Origin of the sequence: Paenibacillus lactis (genome assembly GCF_017873605.1) — a bacterium.
Taxonomy (GTDB): domain Bacteria; phylum Bacillota; class Bacilli; order Paenibacillales; family Paenibacillaceae; genus Paenibacillus_AQ; species Paenibacillus_AQ lactis.
Window position 1 is genome coordinate 121,495 of sequence record NZ_JAGGKI010000007.1, and the last position, 22,767, is coordinate 144,261.

A 22,767-nucleotide genomic window follows, 5' to 3' on the forward strand; every position below is an offset into this window, starting at 1 on the left:
ACCATGTATAAATTAGGTCCATCATTAATGTGTGCGGATCTTGGCAACCTGGAGTCCCAGATTTCGGAGCTGGACAAGGCGGGCGTCGATTTTTACCATATCGATATTATGGACGGGAATTTCGTTCCGAACTTCACGCTCGGCCCCGACTTTGTCCGGACGGTCCGCAAATTGACGGACAAGCCGCTTGATATTCACTTGATGGTTAACAAACCGGAGAATTATATCGAGTTATTCGCCGATTGCGGAGCGGACATGATCTCCATTCATGAAGAAGCGACCGCACATCTGCAAAGCTCTTTAACCAAAATCAAAAGCTTGGGAATTCGGGCTGGGGTGGCAATAAATCCTGCAACCTCGCTCGATTTTCTTAAGTATGTCTATAACGTAACCGATTACGTAGTTCTCATGACCGTGAATCCCGGATTTGCAGGACAAACGTTTATTCCCGCGATGTATGACAAAATCGCTGAGCTTCATGCATTCATTCAAAGCACAGGCATGGACATCGAGATCCAAGTCGATGGCAATATCGGCGCCGGAACGATTCCGAAATGCAGGGAGGCCGGAGCTTCCATGTATGTGCTGGGAACAAGCGCCGTATTCAATGATGCCGGCTCCATTCAGGATAATGTCGCAAATACACGCAAGCTTTTCAACTAAACGAAAATCCGAGATAGGGGAAATCACCATGAAGAAGAACTATGATATTTTGGTTGTTGGCAGCATCAATATGGACGTCATCGTGAATACGGACAAGTATCCTGCCTATGGAGATACCGTGTTTTGTAACTCGATCAATATGACGCCGGGGGGAAAAGGTGCGAATCAGGCGGTGACGGCTGCTCAGTTGAATAAAAAAACAGCTTTGATCGGCGCAGTCGGCAAAGATAGCGCAGGCAGTCAGCTGCTGAGAAACCTGGAGGTCAAGAATGTAGATGTCAGCCATGTTCTCGAAGTGGAAACAAGCGGAACGGGTACATTTGTTGCGATGATTGATGTGCGCGGCGAGAATACGATGGTAGGGACCAAAGGGGCGAACGACCACATTTTAAGAAAAGACATTGAGCAGATTTTTGATCAGCTCGATGCCAAGATCCTGCTGGTCCAAATGGAAACCAGTAAGGAATCCATACTTGCCGCCATGCAGGAAGCCCGCAAAAGAAAGATGTTCGTCATTTTGGACCCGGCTCCGGCTGAGGGTATATTCGAGGAGGCATTTCAATACGCAGACCTCATTTTACCGAATAAACAAGAGACCAAAGCCATTACCGGAATCGATGTAGTCGATCAAGAAACTGCGCTGCAAGCTGCCATCAAGCTCAAGGAGATGGGAATCCCGCAATCGGTCGTGAAAATGGCGGAAAACGGAAGCCTCGTCTACCACAATGACACACCGACGTATATCGAGGCCATCAAAGTCCATGCCGTCGACACGGTAGGGGCGGGAGATTGCTTTGCGGGAGCGCTTGCCAGTTCGCTGCTTGAAACGAACGATCTGGTTGAGGCCGTAAAATTTGCTAGCGTTGCGGCAGGCATCAAGGTTTCCCGATCCGGCGGTCAGGATGCAATTCCAACATTACAAGAGGTATTGTCTTACCATTCTACTTGTTAATAGATTGAAGATTTTCTCATACACATACAGAGACAGGCGATCGTGTGATCGGCTGTCTTTTTTTCATTAAACATCTATATAGAGTAAAGGCGTACACAAGTTAATAGATGCAAAATCGCGGTTATTTTCTATTCCTTCGTGGTCTTGCGAAGCTGTTCGATGAGGCCACGCAGAATTTGATTGGAATGAAGGATGTAATCGAGTATGGTCTCCAGCTGATCTTGATCGTACTTCGAATATAAGTCAAGCATGGCATCGTTTAATGGAGCGAAAACCTCTTTAATCGCATGCAGTTGCGAATAGACGGGCTCGGCATAAACCACCCTGAGATCGCCGGGATCCTTGGCTCTGCGGATGAAGCCTGCCTTCTCCAATCGGTTGAGGACGCTTGTTATCGCCCCCGTGGTTAGGCCGGTCCATTCGGCGAGCTGTCCCGCCGTGACCCTTCCTTTGCTCAGGATCAGATCCATACATTTATGATCCGTAATGTTAAGACCCAGATGCGCCGCGACCGCTTGATGGAACATGACGGTTTGCGTAGATAATTGTTTGGAAGCCTCGGTAAGCGACTGCTGCAGATCTTGTTGTGTCGGTTTCATACGATACCACCTTTAAACATAGCGATACATGAAGTATACCATAACAGCTATCTTGCATTAAAAAAACACCGCTGGTATCAACATCTCCATCCAGAGTCCAGGTGAAGAATCAGTCTTGAGACCAATGCGGCATCCCCTCATTATTGTAAAATGAACATAATGATTTTGATCATCATATATCTTAATGATTAAGATAATTAGATGGGGGGAACAGTCTTGTTCGAATCACTAATGGGATTTGAATTTCTGCTATTACTGTGTTCCATTGCGGTCTGGGGGGGAACTGGATTTGTAGTAAATCATCTTAAATATGTTAGAGGACGCGACCCGAGCTACCGGCGTTGGGTAAGGGCGGCGCAACTCGGTGTGGCCATCGGCAGCAGCCTGATCATCCTGTGGGCAGCCGTCATCCTGATCATTATGCTTCAGTTCGGCTGGCTGTACGTCATGGACCGAGTCATCGTCGTTTTACCGCTGCTTGGCCTGCCGTTGGCTGCCGTACGGATGGTTGCGCGGCCGAAGCTGTCGCGGGAATCGATGGATCGTCACGCCAAGCAATCGGTCATAGTCACCGTTCATGTTATGTTCGTTGGAGCTGTAATTGCATTGTGGCTTGTGGCGATTGACATCCCGGCTATCCCTAACCTGAGGGATTTATTGATATACGGCGGGGCCTTAATCCTTTCAGCACTATTGCTTAGCCTTCATCACGGCAGGAGATTAAGAATTGTAGATAACCGCCCGCCCAAACGTATCCAAAGAATTGCTAGGGGCGCATTGTATTCCATTCTTGTGCTTGGAACCGCGCTCGCCGGATTGGTGATATCCATGAGAATGAGTGAATTACCCGGCACGATGCCCATGGTTCACCATCGCACCGCCGATTTTGGGGGAGGTGATATCCTTGAAGACGATCATATGCACGCCCACCACCAGGGGCAAGTTACCGGGACGAGTGGAAATCCAGTGAGCGTCACGGAGCTCAAAGGTCCCCAAACAGGTATTCCCGACAAAAAGTATGTATTGAGCGCCGAGACGAAGACGCTCCGTCTGGCTTCCGGCGAAGCCATCGAAGCGTGGACGTTCAACGGGCAGATCCCGGGACCCGCGCTTGAAGCGGATGAGGGTGATCTGGTCGAAGTACGGTTAGTGAACAAAAACATTGCGAGCGGCGTTACGCTTCACTGGCACGGCGTTGATGTTCCGAATGGCGAGGATGGCGTTGCCGGAATGACCCAGGATGCCGTGATGCCCGGCGAGTCGTATACCTACCGTTTTGTCGTCAATGAAACGGGAACCCACTGGTATCACTCCCACCAGCAATCTTCCATTCAAGTGCAAAAGGGACTGTTCGGTTCATTCGTCATTCGTCCGTCCAATCAGCAAGATTCGGAAACGATGGATGCGACCGTGATGGCCCATCATTGGGTGACGCCGGGCGGCAGGGAAATTGCAGCGCTCGGTTTGGCCGATACGTTCCAGCGGCAGAAGGTAAAACCGGGAACACCCGTACGGCTTCGGCTCGTTAATGCGGGGAACTTGACGCAGACCTTCACATTGAACGGCGTATCTTATAAGGTAGCCGCCGTCGACGGCTATGAGCTCAATGAGCCGGGAACGCTGACGGACAGCTTATTGCGGATCGGTGGGGGAGGGCGCTATGATGTCATTTTCACCATGCCAAAGACGCCGGTCACTTTGACAATGATCTCGGAACCAGATCCGATCGGCATTGTATACAGTCAGGATGGGCAAGGTGAACCGGACATACTCCAGAAAGGCACGGTGTTAGACATCACAGCGTATGGATCGCCAGCAGACACTCCGTTCAATCCTTCGACCGACTTCGACCGATCGTTTACGGTGATTTTAGATCAGACGTACTTTGGCACTTATAACGGAGAAGCGGGACAGCAATGGGTAATCAACGGAAAGGCGTTTCCGGAAACCCCAACTCTCATGGTCAGGGAGGGAGATATCGTAAAAACGACCTTCGTCAATCGGAGCTTTGCCGACCATCCTATGCACCTACATGGGCATCATATCCAGGTCCTAAGCAGGAACGGCGAACCGATCAGCGGAAGCCCGCTCGTCCTGGATACGTTAAATATTGAACCTGGCGAGTCGTTCGAAGTCGCATTCTTGGCAAATAATCCCGGCCTATGGATGGATCACTGCCATAATCTGGATCATGCACAAAAAGGAATGACCATGCATGTGGCATATGAGAATGTCTACATGCCATTCGCAATAGGCAGCGATACGGGCAATCATCCTGAATAAGCATTTATGAACGATGGGTTGAACGATAGGATTCAAGATAAATTCACGTAATATATCTTAATGATTAAGATAAAGGAGATGGAAGGAATATGAATACGAACAATAACAAGGTAGCGGTGATCGGGTGCGGAATTGCAGGACCGGCAATGGCATTATTTCTAAAGCGAATCGGCTGGAATCCTGTCATCTATGAGGCAGCCACGACGCACGACGACTATGCAGGCTTATTTCTAAACGTGGGCCGCAACGGCTTGCGTGTCCTGAAGGAATTAGGCATCGATCAACCGATTCGCAGCGAAGGCTTTGAAATGCGAGTGATGCGGTTTCGTAACGGGAAGGGCAAGCCGCTCGGTGAGGTCGGTCATATGGAAGGAGAGCCGCAAGGATACACCGTAAAGCGCGGATTCCTGCACCGCGTCCTGCGGGATGAAGTCATCCGACAACAAATTCCCCTTGTGCTTGGAGCCAAGCTTGTGCGTATGAAGAGCGGAAACGCGGAAGCGGAGCTGGAGTTTGAAAATGGGATGACGGAAACCGTGAGATTCGTCGTCGGTTGTGACGGCATTCATTCCTCCTTGCGCAAAAGCCTGCTGCCGGATGCGCCGCAGCCCCAATTCACGGGACTCATAAGCATTGGGGGATTCTCCAAAGGGGTAAAAGTACCGTTTGTGCCGGGCGTACAACAGATGGTGTTCGGCAACCGAGCATTTTTCGGATATATTGTTCAGCCATCAGGTGAGGTATTCTGGTTTGGAAACGAGGAGGTTAAGGGAATACCGACCCGCAGAGACATGTTAGCAATCTCTCAGTCGGAATGGCACCGCAGAACCACGGAATTATATAAGGGCGATGATCCGCTGATCCTGGACATCATTCGATCAACACAGGGAGATATCGGTGCGTTTCCAATCTACGATATGCCGCCGCAGCCGACGTGGCACAAAGGTCCGGCCGTATTCATCGGGGATGCCGTTCATGCGACATCTCCGAATGCCGGTCAAGGCGCTTCGATGGCATTGGAGGATGCGATGATGCTGACGAAATGCATACGGGATATCGACGATCTTGAACTTGCGTTCACCACGTTCCGGTCGCTCAGGCATGAACGCGTAGAGCGAATCGTGCGATATTCTCGCACCTTAGGACAGCGTAAATATGCATCCAACCGGGTACAGGCCTTTTTTCGGGACACGATGATGCCCCTGTTCTTGAAATCCGCCAATAAAGATTCGCATGGCTGGATGTACGATTATCGGATTGACTGGGAAGAGCGTGTGCTTCAAAATGCGGGGGCATCCCGATAAGGCTGAATGAGCAGATCATTAGATTATCTAGATTAGTATAATCGGAAGTTTGTAATGCCTACTTGGATGAAAGTATGCTAGCATAGCAAGGAGGTGTTGTGAATGAATGATATCCAATTATTAAATCAGCAGGATGCGCTTCAACATGAGGCGGATGAGGTCGTCAAGGAACTGAGGCTGGAAGAGCTTCTGGCAACAGCAGGAACCCCGGTACGAGTAGGCAGCTCCGCGCTCGGATTAATGGTGTGGAGAGACCTTGACATTACCGTGGTCTGCTCGAAGCTCCAGGTTGATGAAATTGCCCGAATTGCTTCCAGGCTGATGACGAGTAACGGTGTGCGAGAGCTTCGATTCCTCAATGATTCGGGCGATTTTAGGACAGATGCTAGTTACCCTGATGGTCTATATCTTGGGGTAAAGTATACCTCGTCAAAAGGAAAGGACTGGGCAATGGACCTATGGTTTGTCGATGAACCGGATCAGCAGCCTGATCTTAAGCATGTGGCAACGATGCCTGCTCGTCTAACACCGGAGCTGCGTCATGCAATCCTGCAGATTAAAAGCAGCTGGGCAGCACGTCAGGAGTACGGAAAAGAGGTAAAGAGCTACGATATTTACACAGCAGTCTTAGAGGATGATGTACGTACGCCGGATGAGTTCGAAGCTTGGTTACGAACAAAAGCTTGATCCTTCATGGATAAAAGTCGCGAATATCGCGGCTTTTTTTGTATTTATTACGGACTTCCCCGTCCTATTACGCACACCGTATGGCTGCGCTTAAGATGAAAAATGCTCCTTCCTGGAGAAATGCTTATCTCCATATTCAGCGCCATCTCCAGCTTGTTTGCTTGGTATTTTCCGTATGGAGGCTTCCGCTTGCTCAGTTTCCATGCTATGATAAGCATACTTATTAAAGTAGTTTAATAAGTATTGGTAACGGAGGTGATCTTACCGTGAGCGAGAAGATATCAACGCCGAAAGACATGAAGAAGGAAATACTCCGGGGCATTCGAGCCACGCTTCTATCATGCGGCAGTGCAACGAAGGTCGAGCTGAGCGAAAAGCTAGGAATCAGCTTTCCGACGATCACGAAGTTTATCCACCAGATGGAGGAGGCAGGCGAACTGCTGACGCTTGGTCTCGACGAATCCAGCGGCGGCAGAAGAGCTCAACGTTACGCATATAATCCTGATTATCAGCTCAGCGTCGCCCTTTTTCTTGAGAGAACGGAAACGCAATACACAATATACAACAGCATGGGCGAAGTGAAGGAAAAAGGGATCTCTCCCGGCTTTCTGCTAGACGGTATTGAGACGTTGGCAGAGCAAATCGAATCCTTGATCAAGCGGTTTCCTAGGATCGGTTCGCTGGCTTTTGGCGTCCCGGGATCAGTGAACGGCGGGCGGATCATATATATTCCGGGCTATGAGAAATATCATGATTTTGACTTGAAGGATCATTTTGAGACCCGTTTTAAGCTTCCCGTCGTCGTGGAGAACGATATGAACGCAGCTGTATTGGGCTATTACGACAAAATGGACGTTCAAGACAATCCTTCGCTCGTCTATTTGTATTTCGGCCAGAACGGGCCGGGAGCAGGGATCCTGGTCAACGGAAACGTCGTTCGGGGAAGCACGTCCTTCTCGGGTGAAGTCTCATTCGTGCCCCTGTATGACAGGCGCAATTTCCAACAAGCGATCACTTACGTCGAAGGAACGAATGCTGCCATCAATGAGGCTGACAGGATTGATGCCGTGAGCCGCCTGATTGCTTCATTAACGGCGATTCTGAACCCGAATGCCGTCATCTTTAACCGTGATGAGGTAAACGATCGACTTCTTACCGCGATCTCGGCAAGAAGCGCTTCTTATATTTCGAAGGAGCATCTGCCGAAGCTTACGGCCAGCGATTGGCAGGAAGACTATTTGAACGGATTAAAGAGGCTGGGGCTGAATCTGCTTATTTCTGCAGACCATTGAAATTGAAAACGGGAGAGTACATGAATGGGGACTATATTGCTTCTAGTTATTTATTTGGCGTTTATCAGCCTCGGGCTGCCGGATTCCATGCTGGGCGCTTCATGGCCGGTCATGCGGCTGGACTTGAACGCGCCGCTTGGGATAGCGGGGCTGTTATCGATGACCGTTACGGTCGGGACGATCGTATCGAGCCTGTTAAGCGGAGTCGTTGTGCGGCGTTTCGGTACGGGGACCGTGACACTTGCAAGCTGTGTGATGACGGCCAGCGCACTCATCGGATTTTCATATGCGCCATCTGTCGTGTGGTTAATCGTCAGCGCCATTCCGCTCGGACTTGGCGGAGGTGCGGTCGATGCAGCGCTCAACCATTACGTTGCAGCACGATACAAGGCACATCACATGAGCTGGCTGCATTGTTTTTGGGGTGTCGGCGCGACAGCGGGGCCGATGATCATGGGCGCGTTCTTATCGGGAAATGCATCCTGGAGAGACGGCTATCTGGCCGTGGCAGGCATTCAATTTGCACTTGTGATTATCCTGGTCTTTACGCTTCCTTTATGGAGGGCGCGGGCCGGGAAAGCGAGTACGCGTTCGGAAGTGGAGCATTCGGAGACGGCATCTCCTTCGGGCAGGGAGGTGGCGTCCAAACCGCTTCAAGTGAAAGGCGTCAAGCTCGCATTGGCATCGTTCTTATTCTACTGCGGGGTTGAAATGACAGTGGGCTTATGGGGCAGCAGCTATTTGGTGAAAGAGCGGGGACTGGCCGCTGACGAAGCCGCGCTGTGGGGTTCGATTTATTTTGCAGGCATTACGATCGGAAGATTCATCACCGGATTCATTACATTCAAATTAAGCAATCGGCTGCTCATTCGAGGCGGACAGATCCTGACGCTTACCGGGGTGCTGCTCCTGCTGCTGCCGCTTCCGACCGGTTGTGCGCTGGCCGGATTGCTGATCATGGGACTGGGACTCGCGCCAATCTATCCATGCATGCTGCATGAGACGCCGGTTCGATTCGGCCAAGAGCATGCCGGAAAAATCATGGGTTACCAGATGGCCGTTGCCTACACAGGCAGCACGTTGCTTCCGCCGCTTCTGGGACTGCTGGCCGGGTTCGCAACGATCGGAGTCTTTCCGATCTATATCGCCGTTTCGGCAGCAGCCATGATGTTGTTCTCCGAACGGTTGAACGTTCTATTGAACCGTCGACACGAGCGCTCGGCAGATATCCATCCGCTATAAGCGGGGTTAGCCATCCGAGCATTATAGATACTTGGAGGAGTTCTCGATGAACATGGACGAAAAGTTATTTCGTTATTATCTTGAGTTAAAAAGTCCCGAAGCCGGCGAATGGAATTCTTCTCCGCCATGTCTGTATACAGAAGTGGTGACAAGAGATTATGTGCGAAAATCGTTCAAGCCTACTGAGGTATTCAGGTATGCAATGTTGGAATTGGTACTGGGGATTGGGATGATTACCTTGGATACTGGCTTAAAGGAAAAGGAGTATTAACAAGTATTGATATCGACAATGATATATGTGAGATATTTGCCTATAGGCAAAAACGCGAAGGGCATCGCAATCCTTCTAAGGTTTTATGTAAAAGCATTTTTGATTCCGACTTGCCTAGAGGGGAGTTTGACATTGTAACTTTAATAGGTTCTGCGATCAACGAGACCGGCGACTTCAACAGATGCTTGGATTCTTGTTTCAGCTTACTGAAGCAAGGAGGATACCTTATGTTTATGGCAAGCCTTAAATACTCCTTCCTGGAAAAGCTGGAATTTTACATAAAGGGAACTGCGTTTCAGATAGAACAAAAGAATGTATACGATGAGTTCCCGGAGTACCCTTTTTTCATTTGCAAGATTAAAAAATAGAAGAGTACAAATAACCGTCTTAGATTGATGGTTATTTTTTATTCAGATTAACAAGAGTATTTACGAAACTTATTTATCAGCATTTTCCTGCAAATCCTTATGTTACAATTGAATTTGTCTTGTTAATTGTTGTTTGATGCTTCTGGGAAACCACAGATGCAGCAAAATAAAACAAAGGGGGGATGCTCCGTGAGCAAGCGCTCATGGTATGTGTTTTTGACGCTGTGCGCGTTGATCGTCATTAGCGGGATAGTTTACGATGCGTATCAATCCAAAGCTTCGTTCAAGGAGCTATTGCTCGATCATTTGAAGGAGTCCGAGAAGATCATCGAGATGAATGTCGGTAAGAATCGCTTCCGTTCGGACGAATCGCTGACTAAGATTACAGATCAAGCCACGATTGACAGGTTTATGGACAGCCTTTCCGAAATTAAGCTGCGAAAGAGTGATGTCTGGAATTACGATAACGACGAGTATGAAATACGGTTGTACACGTCAAATTACAGGACGTTCGGAGTATTCTTTTATGGCCCCGATCACATTCGAATTTACAACAGCGCAGTCAGACATAAAAGATATGGCTGGACTTATCGAATCGTAAACGATTTCGATCGGAGTGTCCTTGAGGGGCTGCTTAAGTAATTATGGCTATAGGGGGCTACATGCGTTGATTGAAAAGACCGTTCCCTCTTGGCTAAATATAACTAATTGATATTACTGCTTCAGCAGCAGATGAGTTAATTCCCGGCCTCCCTGCAGAAGTTGAACAGGATGTATCGGATGCATGCAGTTATTCCCTGTTATCCTATGGAGGAAAGGAGGGTCATTGGATGAATGTGCTTGAACATTTGAATGAAGCATTAGACTATATTGAACAGAATCTTGAGAACCAAATGGATGAACGTGAGATCGCTAAACGAGCCTGCTGCTCCATTTTTCACTTCAAAAGGATGTTTTCATACTTGGCAGGTATTCCTCTACAAGAATATATTCGTCGCAGACGTCTTACGCTTGCAGCGATTGATCTGCAGGACAGATCAGTCAAAGTCATCGACACCGCCATGAAGTACGGTTATCAATCGGCCGATGCATTCACCCGAGCTTTTCAGGCATTACATGGAATTACACCGACTGAGGCGAGAACTGCCGGGCATTCCTTAAAAGCATATCCTCCCATGACCTTTCGATTATCCATAGGAGGTAGTGAGCCCATGAAGTATAGAATCGAGCAAAAGGACGCATTTCAAGTGATCGGGATAAGAAATAGAGTCACACCCATCGCCTCGGGTGAACATCCTGGTGTAGTGCAGGTTTGGAAATCGACAGACCATGAACGGTATGCCAAGCTGAAATCGCTAAACAACCAAGCACCTTACGGAATATCGCATGTTCATCTCGGAGAAGGAGGACTGTTTGGGAAGCAAGATTTTGATTATTATATGGCTGTTGCTTCAACAGCATCTTGTCCTGAACACTTTACACACTTTATTGTGCCTGCAATGACTTGGGCCATATTTGAAGTGGAAATTCCATGGGAACAAGAAAAGTGGCACCGGATTTATGGCGAATGGTTTCCTTCCTCGGGATATGAGCAAGTTGAGGGACCCATGATCCAAGTCGGTCCTGAAATCGAAGCTGGTTTGGAAAAACAGGTGTTTACGGAAGAAATCGAGGTCGAGTTATGGATTCCCGTGGTTAAAGTTCGTTAGAACCATTTGAATTTATAATAGGAGCGATATTCAATGATGAACTTGCGACTGAAGGAAATGGACTTGGAAGCCTTTGTCTCATTTATGCAGAAACTTTCGGAGGATGATCGGTTACGTACTTAAATACCGGTTATACGCTCGCTGTATTGTCGAATTACGATGTGGATCGCGGTGTGAAAGGGGTTCACCTGAAATTTGAGGAGATGCTTTTTGCCGATTAGATTGGTTATTAGAAACGGGATACCATAATTTTAACACTGGCGAGCCTATAGAGGGATTCTCTAAGCTCGTCAGTGTATTTTTATATCGGATTAGCGGCGAATCGATTCATCGAGCAGTTCCGGGATGGTAACCAACGTAACATTTTGATTTCGAAGGCTTCTGATGATGTCCGGTAACGCTTGAACGGTCCCGGATAAATCCTCGCCAACTCCTCCGGCAGCATGCTGCAAAATAATGGACCCTGGCATAGTGTGGGCCAGAATGTTGCTTTTGACTTGCTCCGCGTTTAATCCTTTCCAGTCCAATGAGTCGACATTCCAGTTCACGATGATTTTGTGTTGGCTTGCCAGCCATTGAATTTGTGGCTCATTGATGTTTCCGTATGGAGGTCGAACGAAGGTTGGCCGATAGCCCGTAAACGACTGAATCAATTTGTCTGTCCTGTTAATTTGACTCCGGAAATCTTCATCACTTAATTTGGGCAAATTCGCATGATTATACGAATGGTTTCCTAAAATATGACCTTCTTCAACCATACGCTGTACGATTTCGGGGTGAGCCTCAATCCGATTGCCAACGACAAAGAACGTTGCTCTGACGCCTTCTCGTTTTAAAGCATCCAAAATCTGAGGGGTATATACGTCATCAGGCGCATCGTCAAAAGTTAAAGCGACCTCGCGCTTGGAAGACGGGCCATGAAGCCAGAACGTGCTTTGGTACTTTGCCCTTAAGTCCGCAAGAGACATGGGTTTCGTGGTCCGAACAGCCTTTTCAGAACCATCTAATAAATTTGGAGTATTGGATGACTGTGTCAGGTTGTTGGCAACCGTATTTTGTCGCTGTTGGGGGACAGGTTGGGCTCGGCTGCCGCATCCAGAGCATATGAGGATTATCAATAGCGGCAGAAACCACCGTAATTTCATAATTAAATCTCCTCAGGTTATATTTTGCTCCTAATATTCCCCGGATTTTTAGCTTGTTATTCAATAAGAACGAAACGAACTGCTGGTCGTCTATAGTTTGAAAGAGTTCGCTTACATGTATTTTACTTGTATACAATTAACGGGATATGATAAGATGATAGCGTATTGAAAGCGTTTACTGTCTTTGGAAAGGGAAAATCCAATCGCAAAGGAGAGAGTTTAGTGAGAAGCAAGTGGAGGAGTCGGGTTGCCGCAGCCGTAACGTTTATCATGATGTTTGCAAGTTTCGCGTGGGCAATGCCGGTAACGTATGCTGCAAATGTTGACTCGACCAACGTTATGATCAATGGCAGCTTTGAGGAGCCGGAGCAAGATGGGCGCGTGCCGGGCTGGCAGCCCGAAGAAGATGCAGCTGCCCTTACCGTAAGCGAGTCCGTATATGCGGACGGGGAACGAAGTCTTCAAGTGGAGCGCCTGTTACCAACTGCAGGCTCCGGAGCGGTGAGCGATGCCTACGCGATCGAGCCATTCGGAAATGTCGTCATGACGGCAAGTGTGCTTTCGGATGAAGGCAAGGGAGGCAAGGCCGACCTCAGGTTTTATGATGCAGACGGTAAGCTTGTCTCCATAGTCAGCGGTCTGGTCGGAGAACCCTCTGAGAAATGGCAGAGTTTACGCGTAGCTGCTGCGGCGCCTAAAAATGCTGCAGAGGTCAAAGTCGCCTTCAATTTTAATGGCGATCAAACCGGCAGGTATTTCGTTGACAGCGTCGCATTGCAAACGCATGCGTCCTCACCGTACTTAACGAATTTGGGGCCGCAATCGTCGAGTCTAACCCTGATGACCGCAGCCTTCGGTAAAGACAAGAATGGCCAGGATGCTTTGTTCACGGTCGCACAGGGTGATCCGGCACAATTCATCGTAATGGATGTTGCTTCCAGAGAAGTGAAGGCTACACACCCGCTTGTAGCACTTGACGGTAGCAACGTATCGGCAGCTTGGGCGATTGTGACAGCATCCGACGGAAAGGTATACATCGGCAGTACACCGAACGGGACGTTGTTTCAATATGATCCTGCTGAGGACACAATGCGGGTGATCGGCAAACCGGTACCTACCGATACCGTAATCTGGACGCTTGTAGCCGGGGAAGATGGCAAAGTATATGGAGGAACGGGATATTCCCAAACGCTGTTTGAATATGATCCCGCTTCCGACCAGACTCGAATTCTTAAATCCTTCAAGTCATCATCGAAAGAGTCGCATATCCGCAGCCTTGCTTACGATTCCGATCACCAAGCGATCTATGTGGGGGGCGCCGATGTCGCCAAGCTTTATAAATACGATCTCGCAAGCGGAACATCCACCGCGCTTCATCCGCCTGAGTTTAATGGCATGACCTCGGTTTATGACCTCCAGTATGCAGGGGGCAAATTATTCGTACGCGTGGATCCGGGACCCGTTATGTTCGTCTATGATCCTGATGCTGCCAGCTGGATCGTAAATAAAAATACGGCCTATAACGCCAGAGGATTCTCACCGTTAGCGCCTGACGGCAAAACGGTATTCTACACCTATTACGAGACTCTTCCGGGAGGCGCGCAGCAGTGGTCCCTTTATTCATACGACGTGAATACGGGAGCTTACGGCTCGCTGGGTGTGGATGTCAAAGGAGCAGGCGTCGCTTTTGGTTATGTACAGCTGGATCAGTCCAAATATCCGGGCTGGACCTTGGTCGGGTTGGCCGGAAATAGCGGCAGGGCATTTTATTACAATCTGGAAACCGGTATGATTGAGACGCCTGAGCTCCCGTTCCCGCCACAATTCGTAGAATTGTTTAACATCGGGAAGAGCATAGACGGGCAGATCTTGTCTGCCGGCTTCATCTCCGGCGGGGGCATGGGGATCTACTCGCCGACCCGCAACGAAACCAAACACTATCCTCAAATCGGCCAAGTCGAGGGATTCGGCTCTTTGAACGAAAAAATGTATTTTGGCGTTTATCCTAGAGCGACCATCTTTGAATACGATCCGGCCAAACCTTGGAACCGGACGGATCCTTCGGTACCGAATAACCCGCTGCGGCTTGGTCAGTTGGGTTTGGAGCAAGACCGGCCTGTAGCAATGCTCGGGGTTGAGGAAGAAAACCTGCTATACATCGGTTCCTATCCAATTGCAGGCAAAACAGGCGGTGCTCTAACCGTGTACAACCCGGATACCGGGAAGTTTGATGTGAAACGGGACATCATTGCTGGCCATTCGATCAATTCGCTGCTTTACAAAAATGGAAAGCTCTTCATGGGCACAGGCGCCATGACCGGCGGAGAGGGAAAGCTTGCCATATACGATACAGCATCCGGCCGGGTAGAACTGGAACAGGTGCCTGTTCCGGGGAAAAAAGCAGTAACGTCTTTGATATGGGGGCCGGACGGTAACGTTTGGGGAATGGCATTAGGGGCTCTGTTCATTTATGATCCGGAGCGCCGAGAAGTTATTTACAGCAACGACCTGTTTCCAGCCGCGGATTATACGCACAGCAATCCCCGCTTGACCGTTGGAACCGACGGCAACGTGTATGGGACTATTTTTACGGGATATGTTGCCGACCGTACGTACACGAGCAATCTCTTCAAAATCGATGCAGCAAGCAAAGCACTTTCCATCTTGTTGGAAAGCAATGCGGAAAAGCTGGCACAGGACGACTTTGGCAACTTGTATTTCAAATACGGCAGCGAGCTGATGAAGTACAGCGACCCTAATTTAGTCGTACAACTAGACAAAGTGCAGCTTGAGGCCGAATCGCTCCAGCTTCACCCTGGAGATGAAGTCCGTTATTCCTACGAAGTCTTTCTTGAGAGAGGAAGAAAGACTAAGGAGTTATCCGGCGCTCACATTGAGTATGTGAGCAGCCGTCCGGATAAGGCGGAGATCGACCCAAAAGGAAAGATTATCGCCAAGCAACCGGGGCAAGCCGAGTTGTCGATCCGTATTACATTAAACGGGGTAACCGTTGAATCTAATAAAATCAAGGTGAAAATAACCGGACCTTTTTAAAACTGTTCATGACAGATAGCAATATGAGGCCGTTGTCCTGGACAACGGCTCTTTGCTTTATTGTCCAGTGATCCCAGTGATCCATTAGACAGCGAACTTGAAGAATGGAATTACCAAACGAGTTGAAATTATGGAAGTTTTCGCGTCGGATGGGAGTTGTCCTTATTAGTTATAAAACGGTATTTTAGTCCCGGAGGACAAGCGACAAAAGTTATTGACTCTAATGATTTCCGTTGTCGTAATTAGGGCAATGGATATAGGTTCGACATTGAAAAATAGAACTATTGTCTTGATTAACCATCGTCCAATATCCAAGTAACAACAGAAGAATACACAGGGATTTAGGACAATGAATACCGATTCTATTAGGGTAATGGCGTAATTTGTGGAATTATGCCGAGGGACAAAAAACGTGTGTAAGCCTCTGTTCTTAATCGATTTTATTAGTAATAACGTATCCCTGTCTTCTGTTAAAAATAGTGATAATACATAGTTAGGTGAAGTTTAGTGAAAACGGTGCACAGATAAAATTAGTAAAAATTAACTATCGCGACCTAGAGTTATATGATGGTTATCAATATCATCAAAACCATTCTTGAAACACAATATTGAACAAAAGACCTATCGATTTTCAATTGGAAACAAGATACAGTAAATGTAAATCGAATACATAATATAATCATGGTTTACAAATTAAATACTATTTTTGTACGACAATAGCAAACCCACCGAAAGGTGGCGACGCAAAGCTATAGGGGCTAATGCGGGACCTACTGCAACCGCAATGCCAGCCAGTTGCCGAATACAACGGGAAACCTCCGTTTTATTCATTATTTTGAATTGATGAAAGGGGTTTTTTTGACGTTCCAAAAAACAACGGCAGCTTCGCTATAACAAAAAAACTAGTCTGGTGTTGAAGGGGGACGCTATTTCATTACAGAATGCTAAGAGGATTTTTCTGTTCGTTAACAATCAGACATTAATGAATCGATAATCCGGGAGGTAGATGGTCATGGAACAAACGACAAGTGAAGTAACAATTGAGGAATTGCCAGGAGGGGGATGGACCAACGATGAAAGAAACCGGGTTAGTTTTTCCCTTGATTTTGCAACGACCCGAAAACTCCATGAACTGGCGTTCAATTTCGGAATAACTGTGGATATGGCACTTATGGCTTGTTATGCGATTCTGCTTGCCAAATATACCGGCGAGGATGATCCTGTAATCGGGTATCTGTTGGAAAGACAGATGTTTCCTATACGTTACTCTCCTACTGTACATAAGCCATTAGGTAAGTTTCTGTTAGAGGTCAAGCATACCACGATGCAAGCACTCGAGGATCGGAATATGCGAAAGAATCTGAACGGCAATCCGTTCATCAAAGCGGCCTTTACTTGGCAAAGTGCCAATACCACTCCAGATGAATCCGATCAGTTGGGGACGTTTGAGCTTGCTTTGACGGCTTTTAAGAAGGAATCTATCATGATGCACATTGAATATTCGGCCCGGTTGTACAGAAAAGAAACGATCGAGCAGATGGGCGGCCATTTGAGCCGAATTGTGCATGAAGTGTTTAATTTCCCCGAGAATGCGATTGCCGACATACGCATGATGTCGGAAGTAGAGGAGAGACAGATTCAGGCTTTCAGCAGAACTAAGACGGACTATCCTTCCGGCCAAACGGTCCATTACTTGTTTGAGGAGCAGGTGCGCTTAAACCCCGATCGCCCGGCGGTCATGACCGAGGAGCATCGGATGTCCTATCGGGAATTGAACGAACACGCGAATCAGCTTGCAAAAGCACTGCAGTGTCACGGCGTTAGGCCGGAGAGCGTCGTTGGCATTATCGCGGACCGGTCTGTCAGCATGATTGTCGGGCTTACAGCCATATTGAAAGCGGGCGGCGCATATATGCTCATCGAAGCCGATTCTCCGCGTGAAAGAATCGAATATATGCTCGAGGACAGTCAGGCGGGATTTTTGCTGGCCCCTTCCAGTTGGAAGCCTGACATTGCATTTAAAGGAAAAGTAATTTATTGGGACAACGCGCAGCAAAACCTCGACAACGGTTCCCATACGATATCTGCTGTAACCTCGCAAAGTTTAGCGTATATCATCTATACTTCCGGATCAACGGGGACACCGACAGGGGTCATGGTTGAGCATCGCAACATCGTAAGCCTGGTCAAGAATACCAATTATTTCAACTTTTCCAAGGAGCATCGAATTTTGCAAACCGGTAAAATTGCATCCGATGCGTCGACCTTTGAAATTTGGGGATCCCTTTTGAACGGATCTACCTTGTATTTGATGAATGACACGGACTCATTTGACATTCGCAAATTGAAGGAAACCATCATCGACCACTTTATTACGGCTTGGTTCCTGACTACGGCTCAGTTCCATAATCTGGCCGAACTGGATCCGGGCATCTTTCGTACGGTAGACACCTTGCTAATCGGCGGAGAAGCGTTATCGCCGAAGTACGTAAATGCCGTAAGGAAGAGGTGCCCTGATCTGCGGATGATCAATATGTACGGTCCGACGGAAAACACGACGTTCTCCACTTATTTCCCGATCGAACGTGAATTCGAATCCGCCATTCCAATTGGCAGACCAATATGCAATTCCTCCGCTTATATTCTTGATAAACAGTTAAATCTTCAGCCGATCGGAGTAGTGGGAGAGCTTTGCGTCGGAGGAGACGGTATCGCACGGGGGTATGTGAACCGGCTGGAATTGACAGAAGCCAAGTTTGTGGAACATCCGCTCCTTGGGGAACGGTTATATCGAACGGGGGATTTGGCCATGTGGCTGCCGGATGGCAATATCGAAATGATCGGGCGAATCGACGATCAAGTGAAGATCCGAGGGTATCGAGTGGAACCGGGAGAAATCGAGACTCGGCTATTGGAACACAATGGAATCTCGAAAGCCGCGGTAGCCATCAAAGCCGACAGAAGTGGAAATCCGATAATATGTGCGTATTTTGTTGCGAAACAGATGTTGTCCGAAACGGAAGTGATGGCGTATTTAGCCCGAAATTTACCTGAATATTTCCTGCCCTCTCTTGTAGTACAAGTGGAAAGCTTGCCGCTCACCCCTAACGGGAAAGTCGATAAAAAAGCTCTGCCGGACCCTGATTTTCTTCGTCCGATGCTCGTTAACTGACACGAAGCGATAAATGAATCGAAAGCAAATGCTTAATAAGATTTGGCTGGACAAGGATGCCGAGCAAATCGAGACCGCATATTTGACCAAATCCGTCGATCCTTTATGTACAGTCAGCTCCAATGATGGATGGGAGGACTCCGTTTCCAATAACCGAAGCGATTATACGGGAATGAATTGTCTACCCGGCGCATCATAGCCGCAAAAAGGGGCCGTTTCTCAAGATCTAAGATCATGTGGAACGGCCCCTATTTTCAGTATGTTTTACTATAAAACGTAAAGAGAATGGCATAGATCTCTATAATCTGTTGTCCTGGGTGGGTAAGCTACTCTTTAACCGAACCCAGCGTAATCCCGTGAATGAAGAAGCGCTGGAGGAACGGATAGACGATGAGGACGGGCAGCATCGCGATGAAGATCTTGGCGGCATCGAGTGTCCGGTTGGACAACTCCGACAAGCGGCGGTACTGGTCCTCAGACATCGTCGATGGATCGACCGAGACGACAAGCTGCTGGATATACGTCTGGAGTGGATAGAATTGTTCACGGGACATGAAGATCAGACCGTACAAAAATTCATTCCAGTGATACACGATACTGAACAGCGAGACGGTCGCCAGCACCGGCACGGCCAGCGGGATGTAGATCTTGAACAGGATGTACCATGGTCCCGCGCCGTCGACCAGGGCGGCTTCATCCAGCTCCTTGGGCAGGTTGCGAAAGAAGTTCATCGTGAGGATGACGTTGAAGACGAGGGTCTGCGCACCGCCGACCAGGACAAGTGCCCAGATGCTGTTCAGCATGTTGAGCTCTTTGACCGTCAGATAAAGCGGGATCAGGCCGCCGTTGAATAACATCGTGAAAATGAGAATCCACATGAACACATTGCGCCCCTTGAGCTCTTTCGCTGTCCGCGAGAGCGGATAAGACATGAGCACAACCATGATAAAGTTGAGCGTAACCCCCAGCAGCACTCGCTGGGTCGAGATCCAGAAGGACCGGAAGAACTGATTGTCATTGAGAATCTGGGCATATGCGTTAAGATTGAAATCGACCGGCCATAGCCAGACCTTGCCGGCCGCAGCGGCTGAGTTGGAGCTAAGCGAAAGGGAGAGCGTGTACCAGATCGGCAGGATGCAAGACAAAGTTATGCCTATCAGGACAACAATCAGTATAATATCCGTCACGCGGTTGCCGAACGTCCGATCTCTGACCACGGTCAGCACCTCCTACTCTAGTTGGAATGGGATGCGTTTGTATAGCTTTGCATCAGGATGAATCCTTAGAATATGCGATAGTTAACAAAACGGTAAGCCAGATAATACGAGACGGATATCAGCAGGAAGCCTACAACGGACTTTAGCAGGCCGACGGCGGTCGCAAGTTCATATTGCAGGTTGAGCAAACCTGTACGATAGACCCAGGTGTCAATAATATCACCTGTCGAATAGACGAGCGGGTTATACAGATTGAAAATTTGGTCGAAGCCCGCGTTAAGCACATTACCCAAGCTAAGTACCGTAAGCAATACGGCTGTAGTGCGGATCCCGGGCAGCGTAATATGCCAGAGACTTCTCCAGCGTCCTGCGCCATCGATGTTAGCAGCCTCGTACATTGCCGGGTTGATTCCGGTAAGCGCAGCAAGATAGATAATGGTACCAAAACCGAATTCCTTCCAGACGTCACTGCCGACTACAAGGAACGGAAACAGCTGGGCATCGGCAAAGAACAGTTTGGGCTGGAATCCGAACAAAGCTGTCAGTTGATTAACGGGTCCGTTATAGGAGAACAGATCGAGTACAATGCCCCCCAGAATAACCCAGGATAAAAAGTGAGGCAGATAGACAATGGTCTGAATCCAGCGCCTGAGAATCATTAGACGCAGCTCATTGAGCATCAGTGCAAACAGCAGGGGCGCAATCAGGTTGGCGACAATCTTCATGGACGCGATGACTAGCGTATTGCTGAAGACTTCCTGTGTATCCTTCAGCAAAAACATATACTTGAAGTGTTCAAGCCCCGCCCAATCCGAGCCCAGTATTCCTTTGCCTGGATTAAAATATTGGAACGAAATGATGATGCCGAACATCGGAACGATGCTGAAGACGAACAGCCATAGAAATCCCGGAATCAGCATCAGATAATAATGTTTGGCGAAGCCTTTCATTCGCATGACAGCACTCCTTTCCCCGCATCCTGCATCGAGTGTTCCAGAGCTCCTGACAGGTGCCTCAAGCTCTGGCTATATGATTCGTTATGAAGCCTTAAGATGATTACTGCGCAAGCGCATCCTTAACCTCTTGGGTAATCTGGTCGCCGCCTTGACGCTTCCAGTTTTCGACGAAGGTGTCGAATGTCTCTAATGGAGCCGCACCCATGATGATGCGCAGAAAGGTCTCATCCTCTAACTTGCGCAGATTCACCCAACGGCTCTCCATTAGTGGCGTTTGCTCATACAGAAGACTGGACACCGCCTCAAACTCGGTATCAACCAGCGGCCTGCCGCCCACCATGATGGAGTACGCTCGAGTCCATGCTCCCCAATTCGCTTCCGGGTTCCATGTTGATATATCCATAGAATCGTAAGGCTCCTTTTTGATCGTCTTGATACTTGCGATGTCCGAAGGCAGCAGTTTGTAGGCTTTGTCATTCGCAAAATCCTCTGCGGTTTTATTGCCTGCCAGCACATCACGGAGGGCTTTGACCGTAAATTCAATTTCATCGGATGGAGCGTACACCACGCGGAGCGGATAATAACCAGGCCCGCCTTTGCTCGGGTCAAAGGTGTTCTCCTGCTCGTTTTTAAACAAATTGTTTAGTAATTTCATAGGAACTTCCGGATGCTCGTAATTTTTCCGAACCACCACAAACTCAGTTGAAGGCGTGGCAGCATGTGGTCTAAATTCGCCATTTTGATTTAAAGGCAGGGCGTAAGCTTGCCAGTTGGCTTCGGGATCGTTTTTTACGGCATTGGTTAGCGGGCCGTAAGCCATCCACCAAGGCGCAAAGAACATTCCGGATTTTCCAGCGATAATGGGTTCATCCGCTTTGTTACGAACACCCATCTCTGGATCAATAAGTCCCTTGGAATACAAATCTCTCAAATTAGCTAACGCCTCGCGAGTCTCCGGCAGGATCGACCCGTACACAGGGCTGCCATCCTCGCCCTCGAGCCAGTATCCAGGGAACGCGTCATGCGCGGAGAAAATGGGGTCAAAACCGTACAAATTGTTCTTCGACTCAAGGAAGTTCGCATACAGCTTACCGCCGCTCTCCGGTCCGGTAATCCCAATCGTGTCGCGCTTACCGTTGCCATCCGGATCATCTTCGACGAAAGCACGGGCGACGTCCTCAAGTTCTGCCATCGTGGTTGGCGGTTCAAGGTTCAGCTTATCCAGCCAGTCTTGCCGGATCCACAAGAGGTGAATGCCATCGGCATTGGCTTGAACACCCGGAAGGGCCATGATTTTGCCATCGAAGGTTACTGCATCCAAGGCAGCACCGTTGGTGTTTTCAATGATGCTCTTTATATCCGGGGATGCATATCGCTCATACACCTCCGTTAAATCGGCAATCTGGTCGGCTTCGACCAATTGGCGCAGCTCAACGGCATTAACGACCATAGCATCCGGCAAATCGTTACTTGCAATAGCGAGACTAATTCTCTGGCGAAGATTCTGGCCGGTGGCAGCAAATTGATGATCGACGTCCACATTAAGCGCTTCCTTAATCTGACGAGTGTATTGATTGTCCAGCGGCGTGTCGCCAGGCGGCAGCTCATTATCGGTGGGATCGATTTCAATACTGATGCTGATCTGGACAGGCTCTTCGTAGCGGCCAAATGGATCAGCGGGTTCGCTTGACTCCGCGCTTTTCTCCGGTGCAGCCGGCGTGTTATTAGTTGTGTTGCTGCAAGCACCTAGCACGAGAAAGCAGGCCAGTAAAAGCGCTAACGGTTTTGACTTGTTTTTCATAATTACACCCCTTCTACCAGATTGAATGGAATAACTATCCTTATGGACCATT

Annotated in this window: 19 protein-coding genes and 1 riboswitch; of the genes, 14 read left to right on the forward strand and 5 right to left on the reverse strand. The window is 48.6% G+C overall.

Annotated features, from left to right (window positions below; translation table 11 throughout):
* Window positions 1-3: 3 nt before the first annotated feature.
* The gene (gene rpe / locus J2Z18_RS15040; protein WP_007131891.1) at window positions 4-663 is read left to right on the forward strand and encodes a ribulose-phosphate 3-epimerase; all 660 of its coding nucleotides are present in this window, start codon (window positions 4-6) and stop codon (window positions 661-663) included.
* Window positions 664-691: 28 nt separating this feature from the next.
* A complete protein-coding gene (locus J2Z18_RS15045) occupies window positions 692-1,615 on the forward strand; it encodes a ribokinase (protein ID WP_144867750.1) in 924 nt (307 codons plus the stop codon).
* A gap of 128 nt (window positions 1,616-1,743) precedes the next feature.
* On the opposite strand, the gene J2Z18_RS15050 is transcribed toward J2Z18_RS15045, so the two are convergent.
* Window positions 1,744-2,214, reverse strand: a complete 471-nt coding sequence (locus J2Z18_RS15050) for a MarR family winged helix-turn-helix transcriptional regulator (RefSeq protein ID WP_007131893.1) — start codon at window positions 2,212-2,214, stop codon at window positions 1,744-1,746.
* A gap of 216 nt (window positions 2,215-2,430) precedes the next feature.
* Between J2Z18_RS15050 and J2Z18_RS15055 the strand changes: the two genes are divergently transcribed.
* The 9 genes from J2Z18_RS15055 to J2Z18_RS15090 all read left to right on the forward strand — a co-directional run bounded on the left by J2Z18_RS15055 (window position 2,431) and on the right by J2Z18_RS15090 (window position 11,370).
* Window positions 2,431-4,497 (forward strand): multicopper oxidase family protein, encoded by a 2,067-nt coding sequence (locus J2Z18_RS15055; RefSeq protein ID WP_210094931.1) that lies wholly within the window; start codon window positions 2,431-2,433, stop codon window positions 4,495-4,497.
* Window positions 4,498-4,586: 89 nt separating this feature from the next.
* A complete protein-coding gene (locus J2Z18_RS15060; protein ID WP_144867746.1) occupies window positions 4,587-5,801 on the forward strand; it encodes an FAD-dependent oxidoreductase in 1,215 nt (404 codons plus the stop codon).
* Window positions 5,802-5,903: 102 nt separating this feature from the next.
* Window positions 5,904-6,488: a hypothetical protein gene (locus tag J2Z18_RS15065; RefSeq protein ID WP_144867744.1), complete on the forward strand. Its 585-nt coding sequence runs from the start codon at window positions 5,904-5,906 to the stop codon at window positions 6,486-6,488.
* Between the two features lie 266 nt (window positions 6,489-6,754).
* Window positions 6,755-7,780 (forward strand): ROK family transcriptional regulator, encoded by a 1,026-nt coding sequence (locus J2Z18_RS15070; RefSeq protein WP_007131897.1) that lies wholly within the window; start codon window positions 6,755-6,757, stop codon window positions 7,778-7,780.
* 24 nt (window positions 7,781-7,804) lie between these two features.
* Window positions 7,805-9,022: an MFS transporter gene (locus tag J2Z18_RS15075; protein ID WP_144867742.1), complete on the forward strand. Its 1,218-nt coding sequence runs from the start codon at window positions 7,805-7,807 to the stop codon at window positions 9,020-9,022.
* 46 nt (window positions 9,023-9,068) lie between these two features.
* Window positions 9,069-9,293, forward strand: a complete 225-nt coding sequence (locus J2Z18_RS30475) for a hypothetical protein (RefSeq protein ID WP_244869101.1) — start codon at window positions 9,069-9,071, stop codon at window positions 9,291-9,293.
* Entirely contained in the window at window positions 9,233-9,661 is a 429-nt protein-coding gene (locus J2Z18_RS30480) for a methyltransferase domain-containing protein (RefSeq protein ID WP_244869122.1), read from the forward strand. Before J2Z18_RS30475 ends, J2Z18_RS30480 begins: the two co-directional genes overlap by 61 nt.
* Before the next feature lie 189 nt (window positions 9,662-9,850).
* Window positions 9,851-10,303 (forward strand): hypothetical protein, encoded by a 453-nt coding sequence (locus tag J2Z18_RS15085; protein WP_210094932.1) that lies wholly within the window; start codon window positions 9,851-9,853, stop codon window positions 10,301-10,303.
* A 188-nt stretch (window positions 10,304-10,491) separates the two neighbouring features.
* A complete protein-coding gene (locus tag J2Z18_RS15090) occupies window positions 10,492-11,370 on the forward strand; it encodes an AraC family transcriptional regulator (RefSeq protein ID WP_210094933.1) in 879 nt (292 codons plus the stop codon).
* Window positions 11,371-11,681: 311 nt separating this feature from the next.
* Here the strand turns inward: J2Z18_RS15090 and J2Z18_RS15095 are convergent, their stop codons facing one another.
* Window positions 11,682-12,515, reverse strand: a complete 834-nt coding sequence (locus J2Z18_RS15095) for a polysaccharide deacetylase family protein (protein ID WP_210094934.1) — start codon at window positions 12,513-12,515, stop codon at window positions 11,682-11,684.
* Between the two features lie 222 nt (window positions 12,516-12,737).
* Here J2Z18_RS15095 and J2Z18_RS15100 point away from each other — a divergent pair, with 222 nt between their 5' ends.
* From J2Z18_RS15100 to J2Z18_RS15110, 3 genes are all read left to right on the forward strand, one after another.
* On the forward strand, window positions 12,738-15,569 hold the full coding sequence (locus tag J2Z18_RS15100) for a ligand-binding sensor domain-containing protein (RefSeq protein WP_210094935.1): 2,832 nt from the start codon (window positions 12,738-12,740) through the stop codon (window positions 15,567-15,569).
* A gap of 708 nt (window positions 15,570-16,277) precedes the next feature.
* A riboswitch (cyclic di-GMP riboswitch) is annotated at window positions 16,278-16,372 on the forward strand.
* 209 nt (window positions 16,373-16,581) lie between these two features.
* Entirely contained in the window at window positions 16,582-18,741 is a 2,160-nt protein-coding gene (locus J2Z18_RS15105) for a non-ribosomal peptide synthetase (protein ID WP_210094936.1), read from the forward strand.
* Window positions 18,742-18,754: 13 nt separating this feature from the next.
* Window positions 18,755-18,940 carry a hypothetical protein gene (locus tag J2Z18_RS15110; protein ID WP_210094937.1) on the forward strand — a complete coding sequence of 62 codons (186 nt, stop codon included), beginning with the start codon at window positions 18,755-18,757 and terminating at the stop codon, window positions 18,938-18,940.
* Between the two features lie 127 nt (window positions 18,941-19,067).
* Here the strand turns inward: J2Z18_RS15110 and J2Z18_RS15115 are convergent, their stop codons facing one another.
* The 3 genes from J2Z18_RS15115 to J2Z18_RS15125 form a co-directional block, all read right to left on the reverse strand.
* A complete protein-coding gene (locus J2Z18_RS15115) occupies window positions 19,068-19,958 on the reverse strand; it encodes a carbohydrate ABC transporter permease (RefSeq protein WP_210094938.1) in 891 nt (296 codons plus the stop codon).
* 65 nt (window positions 19,959-20,023) lie between these two features.
* Complete coding sequence (locus tag J2Z18_RS15120; protein WP_210094939.1) at window positions 20,024-20,914, reverse strand: ABC transporter permease; 891 nt, start codon at window positions 20,912-20,914, stop codon at window positions 20,024-20,026.
* Window positions 20,915-21,014: 100 nt separating this feature from the next.
* Window positions 21,015-22,715 carry an extracellular solute-binding protein gene (locus J2Z18_RS15125; protein WP_210094940.1) on the reverse strand — a complete coding sequence of 567 codons (1,701 nt, stop codon included), beginning with the start codon at window positions 22,713-22,715 and terminating at the stop codon, window positions 21,015-21,017.
* Window positions 22,716-22,767 lie beyond the last annotated feature (52 nt).

Excerpts from the sequence above, each read along its gene's own strand:
- J2Z18_RS15045 (WP_144867750.1), top strand. The coding sequence starts at position 692 with ATGAAGAAGAACTATGATATTTTGGTTGTTGGCAGCATCAATATGGAC.
- J2Z18_RS15125 (WP_210094940.1), bottom strand. The coding sequence starts at position 22,715 with ATGAAAAACAAGTCAAAACCGTTAGCGCTTTTACTGGCCTGCTTTCTC.
- J2Z18_RS15095 (WP_210094934.1), bottom strand. The coding sequence starts at position 12,515 with ATGAAATTACGGTGGTTTCTGCCGCTATTGATAATCCTCATATGCTCT.
- J2Z18_RS15120 (WP_210094939.1), bottom strand. The coding sequence starts at position 20,914 with ATGCGAATGAAAGGCTTCGCCAAACATTATTATCTGATGCTGATTCCG.
- J2Z18_RS15065 (WP_144867744.1), top strand. The coding sequence starts at position 5,904 with ATGAATGATATCCAATTATTAAATCAGCAGGATGCGCTTCAACATGAG.
- J2Z18_RS15110 (WP_210094937.1), top strand. The coding sequence starts at position 18,755 with ATGAATCGAAAGCAAATGCTTAATAAGATTTGGCTGGACAAGGATGCC.
- J2Z18_RS15105 (WP_210094936.1), top strand. The coding sequence starts at position 16,582 with ATGGAACAAACGACAAGTGAAGTAACAATTGAGGAATTGCCAGGAGGG.
- J2Z18_RS15075 (WP_144867742.1), top strand. The coding sequence starts at position 7,805 with ATGGGGACTATATTGCTTCTAGTTATTTATTTGGCGTTTATCAGCCTC.
- J2Z18_RS15050 (WP_007131893.1), bottom strand. The coding sequence starts at position 2,214 with ATGAAACCGACACAACAAGATCTGCAGCAGTCGCTTACCGAGGCTTCC.
- J2Z18_RS15090 (WP_210094933.1), top strand. The coding sequence starts at position 10,492 with ATGAATGTGCTTGAACATTTGAATGAAGCATTAGACTATATTGAACAG.
- J2Z18_RS30475 (WP_244869101.1), top strand. The coding sequence starts at position 9,069 with ATGAACATGGACGAAAAGTTATTTCGTTATTATCTTGAGTTAAAAAGT.
- J2Z18_RS15060 (WP_144867746.1), top strand. The coding sequence starts at position 4,587 with ATGAATACGAACAATAACAAGGTAGCGGTGATCGGGTGCGGAATTGCA.
- rpe (WP_007131891.1), top strand. The coding sequence starts at position 4 with ATGTATAAATTAGGTCCATCATTAATGTGTGCGGATCTTGGCAACCTG.